The sequence below is a fragment of the Rhodopirellula sp. UH5 genome (assembly GCF_056839225.1).
Genome location: NZ_CM166390.1, coordinates 4773504 through 4785508, shown reverse-complemented (window position 1 = coordinate 4785508; position 12005 = coordinate 4773504). Strand labels below are relative to the sequence as shown.

General features: G+C 57.0%; 9 protein-coding genes. 5 read left to right on the top strand and 4 right to left on the bottom strand.

What is annotated here, in order from left to right:
• Complete coding sequence (locus UH5x_RS16905) at positions 1 to 1443, top strand: DUF1501 domain-containing protein (protein ID WP_482633101.1); 1443 nt, start codon at positions 1 to 3, stop codon at positions 1441 to 1443.
• A 9-nt stretch (positions 1444 to 1452) separates the two neighbouring features.
• Here UH5x_RS16905 and UH5x_RS16900 read toward each other — a convergent pair whose 3' ends face one another.
• A complete protein-coding gene (locus tag UH5x_RS16900; RefSeq protein WP_482633100.1) occupies positions 1453 to 2775 on the bottom strand; it encodes an anti-sigma factor family protein in 1323 nt (440 codons plus the stop codon).
• A gap of 236 nt (positions 2776 to 3011) precedes the next feature.
• On the opposite strand from UH5x_RS16900, the gene UH5x_RS16895 reads away from it, so the two are divergent.
• The 3 genes from UH5x_RS16895 to UH5x_RS16885 all read left to right on the top strand — a co-directional run bounded on the left by UH5x_RS16895 (position 3012) and on the right by UH5x_RS16885 (position 6879).
• On the top strand, positions 3012 to 3833 hold the full coding sequence (locus UH5x_RS16895) for a class I SAM-dependent methyltransferase (RefSeq protein ID WP_482633099.1): 822 nt from the start codon (positions 3012 to 3014) through the stop codon (positions 3831 to 3833).
• 123 nt (positions 3834 to 3956) lie between these two features.
• Positions 3957 to 4427 carry a PEGA domain-containing protein gene (locus UH5x_RS16890; RefSeq protein WP_482633098.1) on the top strand — a complete coding sequence of 157 codons (471 nt, stop codon included), beginning with the start codon at positions 3957 to 3959 and terminating at the stop codon, positions 4425 to 4427.
• On the top strand, positions 4375 to 6879 hold the full coding sequence (locus UH5x_RS16885; RefSeq protein ID WP_482633097.1) for a hypothetical protein: 2505 nt from the start codon (positions 4375 to 4377) through the stop codon (positions 6877 to 6879). Before UH5x_RS16890 ends, UH5x_RS16885 begins: the two co-directional genes overlap by 53 nt.
• A gap of 760 nt (positions 6880 to 7639) precedes the next feature.
• Here the strand turns inward: UH5x_RS16885 and UH5x_RS16880 are convergent.
• On the bottom strand, positions 7640 to 8953 hold the full coding sequence (locus tag UH5x_RS16880) for an HD-GYP domain-containing protein (protein WP_047814737.1): 1314 nt from the start codon (positions 8951 to 8953) through the stop codon (positions 7640 to 7642).
• Between the two features lie 145 nt (positions 8954 to 9098).
• Between UH5x_RS16880 and lhgO the strand changes: the two genes are divergently transcribed.
• Positions 9099 to 10376, top strand: a complete 1278-nt coding sequence (lhgO, locus tag UH5x_RS16875) for an L-2-hydroxyglutarate oxidase (RefSeq protein ID WP_482633096.1) — start codon at positions 9099 to 9101, stop codon at positions 10374 to 10376.
• Between the two features lie 40 nt (positions 10377 to 10416).
• Here the strand turns inward: lhgO and UH5x_RS16870 are convergent, their stop codons facing one another.
• Together UH5x_RS16870 and UH5x_RS16865 are read right to left on the bottom strand one after the other, a co-directional pair.
• On the bottom strand, positions 10417 to 11523 hold the full coding sequence (locus UH5x_RS16870) for a GTP-binding protein (protein ID WP_482633095.1): 1107 nt from the start codon (positions 11521 to 11523) through the stop codon (positions 10417 to 10419).
• 142 nt (positions 11524 to 11665) lie between these two features.
• On the bottom strand, positions 11666 to 11998 hold the full coding sequence (locus UH5x_RS16865; protein WP_047814772.1) for an ArsR/SmtB family transcription factor: 333 nt from the start codon (positions 11996 to 11998) through the stop codon (positions 11666 to 11668).
• Positions 11999 to 12005 lie beyond the last annotated feature (7 nt).

The following is a 12005-nucleotide window of genomic DNA, read 5'->3' as shown; positions in this document are numbered from 1 at the left end:
ATGCAAAGTCGACGAGAATTCCTCCGTCAGGCAGGCACCAACTTTGGTGCGTTGGCAATGGCGGCCATGCTACAAAGCGAAGCTCAATCGGCCAGCGGACGCGCTGTCGAAGTGCTGCATCATCCGCCCAGAGCAAAGCGCGTGGTGCAGTTGTTCATGGCCGGTGGAGCCAGCCAAATCGACCTGTGGGATCACAAACCGTTGCTGGAAAAGCTTCATGGCCAGCAATCGGACTTCGGTGAACCGGTCGAAGCGTTCCAAAATGGCTTGGGGCCGTGGATGAAATCGCCTTTCAAGTTTGCGCCGTATGGAAGTTCAGGCAAGCAACTGAGTGAGGTGGTGGCACCCTTGGGCGATTGTGTGGACGACATGGCCTTTGTCCACAACATGGTGGGCAAAACAGGCGTTCATTCGCAGGCCACTTACCTGCAAGCAACGGGTTTCCAACGTCCCGGATTCCCCGGCATGGGAGCATGGGTCAGCTATGGGCTGGGTTCGATCAACGAGAACCTGCCGACTTTTGTTGTGTTGCCCGATCACCGTGGCTTTGCCAGCAACGGACCCAAGAACTGGGGTTCCGCGTTCCTGCCCGCCAGTGCGCAGGGGACAACTATCTTTCCGCAACGAGCCAATCCTATTGAGGACCTGACGGCCCGCGCCGATTTTGTGACCGCTGCAGGGGACCGTGATGGCCTGGCGGTGCTCGAACGAATGAACCGTCGCCATCTGGAGCAACATCCTGGCGACTCACGGTTGGAGGCTCGGATTCGATCTTACGAATTGGCGGCGGCAATGCAGTTGAGTGCACCCGAAGCGTTGGACATCTCGGGCGAAAGTGCGGAGACGATGAAGATGTACGGATTGGATCGGATGGGGGCCACGTATCCCGACAAGATCAATCCCGCCGAGGAGGCCGAGTATTTTGGACGCAAGTGTTTGATCGCCCGTCGATTGCTCGAACGCGGGGTTCGTTTCGTACAGATTTGGTCTGGAAACGACAATGGTTTCCCACGACGCAACTGGGATTCGCACGAGGATATCGAGCGCGATCACCGACCACTGGCAAGTGGAATGGCAGTCGGAACCGCAGCGTTGCTGAAAGACCTGAAACGAACCGGGATGCTGGAAGACACGATTGTGCTTTGGACCACGGAGTTTGGCCGAATGCCCAGCACCCAAGGGAGCAAGGGACGGGACCACAACCCGTACGTGTTCACCAATTGGATGTGTGGGGGTGGCATTCGCGGCGGCGTCACCCACGGCGAATCAGACGAGTGGGGATACAAGCCGTTGGACCGTTTGAACCCCACGCAAGTCTACGACATTCATGCCACGATCCTGCACCAATTGGGGATCGACCACAAACAGCTGACGTTCCGCCACGATGGAATTGATCGCCGTCTCACTGATGTCCATGGAAATGTCATCAACGAGTTGGTGTGAGGTCGCTGATCAGCGAACGATGACCAGGACTTCGGTGATGAAGTCGTTGCCGGTGCTGGCAGCTTCCGGGGAGCCCAAAGCAAAATCAATTCGTTTGGTGAACGATTCAGCTTGGACAGGCATGAAGTCACGATTGCTGAGGGCCACGCCAAGTCGTTGCAACGAACGTCTGTCGTCTGTGTTCAGGTCATAAGCGACCGCGTTCGAAGGCACCACGTCTTCTTCTTGTTGCCATGCGATCCCGGAGACGGCATTGCCCATCGCCATCGACATGCCAACTGACTCAATCGAGTCTTCATCCGCAAGCAATTCAAGGAACAGACGGTCCAACTGTTTCGCGGGACCTCGCAGCAACAGAATTTGATACCGGGTGTTGTCCTCCAGCGCGACCGATTCACGGGTCGCTTCGACCAAACGCTCGTTGACCAGTTGTTTGCTCGACGCGGCCAAACCGGCCGTCGTCATGGCTTGTCGAACCGGGTCATTGTCCAGTGCGAATGGGTTGCGAGCACCGGGATCACGGGCTTCTGGTTTCAGCTGGACGTCATAGATCAACACCGCGCCGGACAGCGATTGAATCTCGTTGCTGTTTCCAACTGCGACGGTTGCCGACAGATCCATGGGGGCCGCGTTGAGTTGCTCGGTCGCTGACGCGATGGAACTCAGTTCGGGTTGAGATGGTCCACCGGGTTGATTGGAACCATCCATCCCAGCAGCGGTTTGATCGATCGAGGGAACCGCTGCGGGGGAGGACCCTTCGCGATTGACGCTTGGTAGATCGCTTGATGCGATCGTTTCGATGTTGGGTGCACCCTGGGAATCCAATCCCGACATCGGATCGAGGTCCGAGTTGGCCGGATCCGCTTGAGCGATCGCGGTGGATGGGTCGATCAGCGGGTTGTTCGGACTCGGATCATTCCCGCGGTTCTGCAAGGTCACGACAAACAGTCCTGCCGCGGCCAGTCCAGCGATGGCTGCCACCCAGGTTCTGCGGCCGTGGCGACTCGATGGACGAGCCACCGTTTCGACCGGTGCTGAGACCGGCAGTTTTCGCAGGGGATGATCGGACGACAAATGATCGTCGATTGCACGCTGCTGGGCTGCGGCGACGACGCGAGACGCGAAATCGGCAGGCAAGCGCGAGGTGGTGCTTGTATTTTGGTGCAGCGATCGCAACATTTGACGATCGAATTCCGCATCGGCCAGTTGCTGGACCAAGTCAGCGTCCGTGCGCAACTGCTCGGTGAGCCATTGCGATTGATCCTCGCTCAAACGACCATCCAAATGGTCGCTGATCAGTTGATCGATCTGTTCAGGTGTGAAAGACATCATGCTGTTCTTTTGCAGCGAAAGCGAGGTTTGAAACGTTTTCGAACCAACGCGACGCGTCCATGCGTAGGGTTACAGTGTCGACAAGCCTTCCGCCAGTGCGGTGATTCGGGCTGTCAAGGTGTCAGATGACGGATGAACTCAGAAAGTTCCCAAATTAACCGCAAATCAATCCGTCTGGGGTATCCGCCATCGACCGTGAGACCATTTTAGGGGCCAATCGAAAGGCTTATCAGCGGATGACGGCGGCTGGATCTCCCCTGTGCCAAATCGTTTCGGACGAGGAATTAGCGGCTCCGCTGCAAACCGTTGACGCTGCCGGGTGGCTGGGCGGCAATATTTCTGGGCAAAAAGTTTTGTGCCTCGCGGCAGGCGGGGGCCGGCAGAGTTGTCTCTACGCCGCTGCGGGCGCTCGTGTGACGGTCGTGGATCTGTCGCCAGCGATGTTGGAACAGGACCGAGTTGCCGCTCGCCAGCGGGGGCACCAGGTCGAACTGATCGAGGGTTCCATGGACGATTTGTCAATGTTGCCGGCGGGGCATTTCGACATCGTGATTCACCCGGTCAGCACGTGTTATGTGCCTTCGATCACGGCGGTGTACGCACAGGTTGCCAGGGTGATTCGTGGCGGAGGCGTTTACATCAGTCAGCATAAATCGCCGTTCAGCCTGCAAACATCGACCCAGCCACGAACAGCGGTCGATGGTTCCCCCCGATACACGGTGGAACATGCGTACTACCGCAATGGATCCTCGACCCAGGCCGTCCCCAACGCTCCTGTTCCGCCGCCCCCGATCAATCCGGTTGCCGCTCGGCTGAGGGAACCTGGTGCGGTGGAATTCCTGCATCGTTGGGAAGAACTGATTGGCGGGATGTGTCGATCTGGATTCGTGATTGAGGATCTGTCCGAACCAATGCATGCCAAACGGGATGCTGAACCAAGCAGCTTTGCTGAGCGAGCTCGCTTTGTTCCGCCCTATGTCCGAATCAAGGCCCGACGGCGAAGCGAGCAGGTGGCGGAGTCCTCCGCCGTTCCCACGCTGTGGATTCCAGAAAACTGATCTAGCCGAGCCGCCGCGGCAATTGATAGTTCCAAAGCTCCCGTGCTCTGTCGCCCATTTTTCTTCGTCATCTTATTTTGCTGTGCAGAATTGGCTGGCGAATGACAGCATGTGGCAAATTCGTTGACTTTGGAAACCATTGAGTTGCACGCTTTGGCCAACCGCATCCAGCCGTTCTGTTCGCATGCGAAAATGCTGACAATGATCACACTGTTGTTCATTGTCTGCACGGGTTGTGTGCGTCGCCGAATGACCGTGCGGACCAGCCCACCGGGAGCAACGGTTTCAGTTGACAACCAATTGATTGGAACGTCTCCAGCGGCCACCAGTTTTGAATACTATGGCACGCGGGAGGTTCGTATCGAACGCGAGGGTTTCCGAACGGAAACCGTTCTGCGGAAGATCAAACCGCCGTGGTATCAATTGCCAGGTCTGGACTTTGTGAGCGAAACCCTTTGGCCTGGTGAAATTCGTGATGAGCGGATCATCGACATCGAATTGGTGCCTCAAGTGATCGAACCCTCTGAGGATGTTCTGAACCGTGCCGAAGCCCTCCGCAATCAATCGCGAAGCGGAGTCCTGCCACAGGGCTGAGTCGACCGGTTTTCAGTGGTTAGCCCTCATTGGACCACTGTGCATCTTGATCTTGATGGTCTCCGTTTGGTCGGGCCGCGATCGCTTGGCATTTCGTGACGTCAGTCATTTCTACACGCCGCTGTATCAATACGTGGGTGAGCGATGTGCCGAACGTCCGCTGTCGTATTTCTGGACCGCGATGTGGAACCCGCTCGACCAAACGGGAATGCCGTTGGCCGGAGAAACAACGACGGCGGTCTACTATCCGATTCGACACCTGGTGTATTCGCTTCCGCTTCCGGGAAACGAGTCTCGTGTTGCCCAGGGGGCGGTCAATGAGTTGCCCGAAGATGCGTCGCTCGCGTTGGCCGTGTATGTGACGCTGCACTTGGTCTTGGCATCGCTGGCGGCTTTCTGGGCCGCCCGCCGTCTGGGCTGTGAACCAGCGTCTTCCGTTGTTGCCTCGCTGATTTATCCGTTGTCAGGCAGCGTCTTGTTTCTCGCGACCAATCCGCCGTTTTTGGTCGGTGCGGCGTGGTTGCCGCTGGCGCTCGTGCCGTTGTTGGACCCGAGTCGTCGCGCTTGGAAATTGCCAACGGTGGCGCTGGCGATGATGGTGTTGGGGGGCGACCCACAAACGGCACTGCACGTGGGCATGCTCGTTGGTTTGTGGTTGTTGCTGCAGTTGGCATGGGCTGCTTGGAAACAAGAGGCTTGGCACGAATGGCTGGGAGGTCTGATCCGATTGCTGGGTGTCGCCGCCGGATCCGCCGTGTTGGCAGCTCCTCAGATGGCTGCTTCTCTGAGTTGGGCACGCCACAGTGGACGGGTCTGGTCACCGCAGGAGGCTTCGCAGTCGTTGGCCTTTTCAGTCGCACCATGGCGGTGGTTGGAGTTGGCGATGCCATCGGTGTTTGGTTCGCCCTGGCCAGTGAACCATCGTTGGGATCGGCCGTTGTTCCTGGGCGGAGAAGTCAGTCCGATCGACGCCTTGTGGACGCCCAGTTTGTATGTCGGTTTGTCCACGTTGATTCTGGTGGCGATCGGTTTGCGGCGAAGCGACCGAAAGCATTTTCGCGGGTGGGGTGTGTGGGGCTTTGTGTTGTTCACATCGAGTTTGGCCGCGATGGGTTGGTACGGGCCCTGGCATGCACCGTATCAATGGTTGATCGATTGGATGCCCGGATACGAGGCGTTTCGTTACCCGGCGAAATGGTTGCCGTTGGGAGCCCTTGCTTTGGCCATCCTGGCCGCAAAAGGGAGCCAGGTCCTTTTCCAGCAGGGGACCGAGTTCGAATCTCGCATGCAACGAATGTTCCAGCGCCGCGCCGCATCGATCGCGGCCGTGGGAATGATCGGAGGTTTGTTGAGCAGCCTGTGCGTTTGGTATGCGATGGATTCGATGGAAGCCGCGCCGGCAGATCATGTTTGGGGACCGTTTCAAGTCGACGAAGCATGGTTGAGTTGGTTGAGGTCCCTTGTTCATGTGTTGGCGGTGGCAACGATAGCGAATTTGGTTTTGGTCGCCGTGCTCTTTCGATCACGGACCCAGGTCATGAGATGGGGATGGGTGACCTTGGTCGCTTGTGATTTGTTGATTGCCCATTGGAACTTGGTTCCCACGATCAACCGCAACGCGGAACGCGTCGCTTGGCAGGAACTCAGCCACACCGCATCGGAGGCCGAGGACACAACACGCTGGATCCGTACGGCGGGCGGTGGCGAATACCCAGCGGAATGGACGACCACGCCGGATCGGCAGCGTTTACTCGCAATGGAAGTTCACGACCGTCGACGGTGGTACGGTCGCTGGCACTTGGTGCAGGACGAAGCCGTTTACAACAGCATCGTTTCGATCCGTCCTTGGGCGATCGATCAGTTTTGGACCGCGACTCGCCAACATCCCACGCCGATGGATTGGCAACGGACGGCGGCTTGGTTGGGAGTGGGCGGTTCTCGATCACCAAATGGCCAGACACATGTTTGGTCGACACAAATGATACGAATGCATCGTCGCGACCAAGTGATGCTGGATCGACAATCTCCATGGTCGAAACGGGTTGAGATGGCATCCCAACGCGGGGACCAAGCCGATGCGATTGTTGTTCGCGCCGCAGCCTTGTCAGCGCCTCGAACCGGTGAGACCTTTGTGTCGCGGCGTGTTTACCAAGACGGTGGATGGCGGGCCGAACTGCATTCTCAGAACTCGTCGCTCAATCCGTTCCCGGTCTCGGTGTTTTCCGCCGATGGCATTGGACAAGGCGTTTGGTGTCCGCCCGGTGAGTGGACGATTCGTTGGATCTATCAACCACCGTGGCACAGGGGTTCGGTGATCGTTTGGGTTCTGGGTTGGCTGGTGATGGGAATGGTTTGGGTTGGGTCGATCAGTCGTGGACGCGACTGGTCACCGTTCGGAGCAGGCCAATACTGGTCAGGCCAGGCCGGTACGCAGGTGTCTTCGGGTATGTGAGCCGTTTGGCGTTAGCCTGGGCTGTTCAATCTTTGGTGTTGACACAGCGTCTTCGTGGACAGTTTCTTGCCTGTTACCTCTCCCCCGACGAAGTTGGGGGAGAGGTCGGAGCGAGCGTTCAGCGAGATCCGGGTGAGGGGGCACGCGATGTGTGAAACGAGGCCAAAAAGGCGGTTTGCTGTGAATCGCCCCCTCACCCGAACAGGACCTCCATCGGCCTGTTCGACCTCTCCCCCAGCAAAGCTGAGGGAGAGGTGACTTGTCGATGCGAGACAGAAACTTGCGCACACCAGAAGCGCTGCAACCCCAAAGATTGAACAGCCCACCGTTAGCCACGGTTCCCGCGCACAACCGGGGCTGAAGCTGGACTGCTGAACGTTTGGGCTTGGAGAGTATTGTCGCTTGCGCAAGTTTTCATCCCGGTAGGGATGCAAGATGGTAGCCGTCGGTAAGCGATAGCGCCACCGATGGACATGCAAACCCCACGCCGCCACTCTCCATCCCGCCGTGGCCATTGGCCACGGCGGGATGGAGAGTATTTTGGGGAGGCTCGCTTTCCGGGGGTGTGCTGCTACGCAGCGACCCCCGGCTACCATCTGAAATCCCTACCGGGATGAAGAAAGGCAGAAGCCGGAAGAAAACTTGCATCCGCTGTTGGAGTGTCAATCCCAATGATTTAGCAGTCCAGGCTGAAGCCCAACCGGCTCACATGGTTGTGCCCATCATTCCTGCCAACCTGCTTCATACATTCCCGGGCAGATCACGCTTCTTCAAAGAACAATTCGTCAGCCGGGTTCCAGCGAATCTTTTGCATCGCTTCGATCGACAACCGACCTTGATTGCGTTGCGGGTCGCAGTGGGGCTGAACCACCTCGTGTGGATTTTCCACGAGGTCAAACAGTTCACCATCGGAAAGTTGTAAGACAGGACAGGCGTAGCCTTCGATGGGTCGACGAATCACGTCCGCCCACTTTCCGTTGGCCAATTCGACACGACTGCCCAAGGGGAACAACGATTTGGTCCGCAACAGGGCATGAATGACCTGGGCGTCGAACAGACCGTACCGAGCCTGATGCAAAATGAATCCCAACGCATCGTGCGGGACCAGAGCTTTGCGGTACGCGGTTCCGAGGACCAACCGAAGGTAAGTGTCGCAGACGTTGAGAATTCGCGCGTAGATGTGAATTCGTTTGCCTTCTAAACCAAACGGGTAACCCGAGCCGTCGTATTGTTCGTGGACCTGTTCGATCGCCAGCAATACCGCGTGGGGAATGTCTGACACTTCGCGAAGACTGTTGGCGGAGACCACCGGGTGTTTGCGGTATTCCCATGTTTCTTGTTGCGAAAAGGGACCCCTTCCCGGAACGCTGAACTCGGGGTTCATCGAGTACAAACCAATGTCATGCAACAGACCGGCCATGCCGATTTCTAAAACCGAGGGACCATCCAGGTCGAGTTCGGTTCCAATGGCCATGGCCAAGACACCCAGCTTCACGCTGCGATCGGTCAATGACATTTCTGTGTTGCAGGCAACCACCTCGCCGACGGTTTGATCATGGTCGTCCACCATGGCAGACGCGAACGCGCCGGAGAGATCGGACAACGCTTCGACCGTTTGCATCTTTCGCTCGGAAAGAGCCAATCGAATTTCTTCAAATTTGCTGCGTGCCTGTTGGACGTGGCCTTGCAACGTCCGGCGACGGGTCTGATTGATGGGTTCGTGGTGGCGATCGACCAATGCATCTTTCAGGGGCACACCTTTGATCCACTTGGCGGGATCTTGTCCAGGATTGTGCCCCGTGTCTCGACCGATTTTCGGCTTCGGTTTGACCGCTGCACCCTTGGACCGACCGCTCAACGTGTCGGCTTCGTCCGCATTGACCGTCAAATCTTTGATGCCGCGTTCCCGCAGACCATCGATCACTTCGGTTGTGATTCGTGTACCCGCACCAAGCAGCAAGCGACCGATCTCGTCATCGATTGGCGAACGACAAATCTCGCCGACCTGAAGATCGTCCACCGATACAAGAATTGTGTTCTTGCTCAAATTGATGTTGGGGGATGCGGTACTCATTTTTGCCCAGTTCGTTGGTTGCTCCTGCGTGGAGTACGATCGAGTGAGTCCTTTTTCAATGCATGCCCGTGCGTGGTGGCTTCACTCGATAAGGAAACTCTAGGTTTCAAACTGAACCAAGGAGCGAAACGGTCAGAGATTTTTTATGAAACAAACATCCAATCAGAACTGTGACTTAGCCGTCATTGGAGGCGGAATCGTTGGGCTTGCCACTGCGATGACCTGGTTGGAGACCCATCCGGGGCAGGGGGTCACGGTGCTGGAAACCGAGTCTCAGGTCGGTCGCCACCAGAGCGGACACAATTCCGGCGTGATCCATTCAGGCATCTACTATCGGCCCGGGAGTGAGAAAGCGTTGTTGTGTCGGGAAGGCAAAACCAAACTCGAAGCGTTTTGCGAAAAGCAAGGGATTCGTTGGGAAAAATGCGGGAAAGTCGTTGTGGCAACGAATCCCACCGAGTTGGACTCGTTGGAAACAATCATTCAACGAGCGACGCTCAACGGAGTGGATTTTCGACGGATCTCAACGACCGAACTGCGGCATCTCGAACCTGCCGTGGCGGGAGTCGACGCGATTGCCGTGCCCGAGACCGGCATCGTGGACTACCGAACGGTATGCAACGCTTATCAACATTGCATCGAAGAATTGGGAGGTAACGTTCGGTTGGGTTCTCAGGTGCGACGGATCACAGCGGAGGGAGGCGGGGTTCGCCTGATCAGTGTGGAAAGAGAAAACCCAAACCAAGAGCTCGTCGTCCACGCTCGTTCCGCGATCGTCTGCGCTGGCCTTCACAGCGACACGCTCCTTTCAGAAGCAGACCCTTCGTCGCAATCGACTGGAGACCCTGTTGCCGCTGCAACCGACGAGGTTCGAATCATCCCCTTTCGTGGTGAATACTACGAATTGCGGCCCGAACGAAGAGGGTTGTGCCGGAACCTGATTTACCCGGTTCCAGATCCTGCGTTTCCCTTTCTGGGCGTGCATTTCACACGGATGGTGGATGGAAATGTCGAATGCGGTCCCAATGCCGTCTTGGCTCTGGCTCGCGAAGGCTACCGTTGGCGTGACATCGATGTTCGATACCTGCAACGGACATTGGGATACAGCGGCTTTCGCCAGTTGATTCAGAAGCATTGGCGGAAGGGACTCGGCGAAATGAATCGCTCGCTCCGAAAATCCGCTTTCGTGACCGCGCTCCAAAAACTCATTCCTGAACTGCGAGCCTCGGACTTGGTGCCAGCCCGCGCCGGTGTGCGGGCCCAAGCCGTGCGAGCGAACGGTGAGTTGGTCGATGACTTTTTGTTTCGATCGACGCCCAACGTCACCCATGTCTTGAACGCTCCCAGTCCTGCAGCGACCGCTTCCTTGGCCATCGCACGCCGAGTGATCGAACAGCATCAAGACCAGCACCCCAACGCATGATTCGCGAGTTCGATTTTCGCGACTGGTTTAAACGGCGGTGTCAGCGACTGCGGTGAGTCGGTTCAGGGCGGCCAGGCCGGAAGCTGTCCAGTTGAATCGTCTCCGTTTGGGCGTTCAATCGAGAGGCCACCGACTGAACGACTTCCTGCACTTCTTTTGTCAACGCTTCGGGTGCCAGTCGCACGCGCGCGTTGATGATCGCTTTCGCATTGGTTGCGTTCACTCCCGAGGCGATCGACAACACGGTTTGGGAATCACTGTCGATCAAGTTGGCAACACTGACTGGTTCGTCGTCGGCTCGGTTGCTGCTGCAGAGCACTTTCAAGTGGCCGGGTTCCGCGCCCAAGGTCAAAAGACGTTGTCGCAAATCCTCAATCAGACCCACGCTGAGGTCATCCAGTGCAAACGAGTCTTCGCTTTGAAAGTTGACCGTCGCGTTGAGCCAACCGAGCTCTGCTTCGCCGTCAGCGTAGACGTCGTAATCCACTTCCATCATCGTTTCACGAGGCGCCGCTTTGCCTTGGAAGGCGTCGTACAGAACATCCAGGTTCTCGCCGGTCTTGGCGGACAGTGGGATGACTTTGCGCCCCGGGTACTGCTCGTTCAGTTTTTCTTTGAGCGCCTGCACGTCTTCCTCGGACAATTCATCAATGCGATTGAGCAAGATGATTTCGGACTCTTCGAGTTGCTTGCGGAAGATATATTCGGCTTTCTCAGAAAATCCACCTCCCACGCCAGACAAGATCTTCTTGCCGTGATTGGGTTTCAGAACCACGGCATACGGACGATGCACGAACTTTTCACCGAGACGTTCCATCATCGGTGCCGCGATGGTCGCGATCAGGTCAGTGCAGCTTCCGACTGGCTCGGCGAGAATGACGTCGGGGCGTTGTCGACTTTCAAACTCTTCCATCGCGTCGGTCAAACCATCGAAGTTGCAGCAGAAGCAAGACCCTGCGACTTCGTTGACTTCCAACCCTTGGCTCTTCAGCAATTGTGTGTCGACCAAACCGGCGGCTTGATCGTTGGTCACGATGCAAACATGTTTGCCTTCAGATTGCAGACGCTTTGCCAATCTTGCGATGAGCGTGGTTTTGCCAGCTCCCAGGAAACCGCCGATCATGATGAATTCGATGGGCTGGGGCATCAGTGAGTCTCATTGCTTGATGGTGGGAACTGACCGGGCGCACCAATCGATGGCGAACTCGTGAATCAAACATTCTGACGAACGTTAGAACGTCAGTCAATCATCCGCCAGCCGGTGCTGGGAAGGTGGGCCGTTGCTCGATTCACGAGGGGTTCATTGGACCCATGTCGAGTTGGCAGCATCCGAGGTTCAGCGCGGATTGCTTTGCCTTTCCTCGACCGGCGAGCAGACCGTCCTTCAGTGAGTAATAGATGAACTTGCCTTCCCGCTGCGTCTGCACCAAATCGGCGTGAAAGAGGACTCGTAAATGGTGCGAGACGGTACCAATTTCTTGTTCAACCAAGATCGACAGGTCGGAAACGCTCAGCGGGCCGGTCTGCAGTGCTCGCACGATTTGCAGTCGCAAAGGGTCGCCGAGTGCCTTCAGATAGACCGCACACTGCGATTCATTCGGTTCGGAGGATGGGGTGGTCATGGCTGGA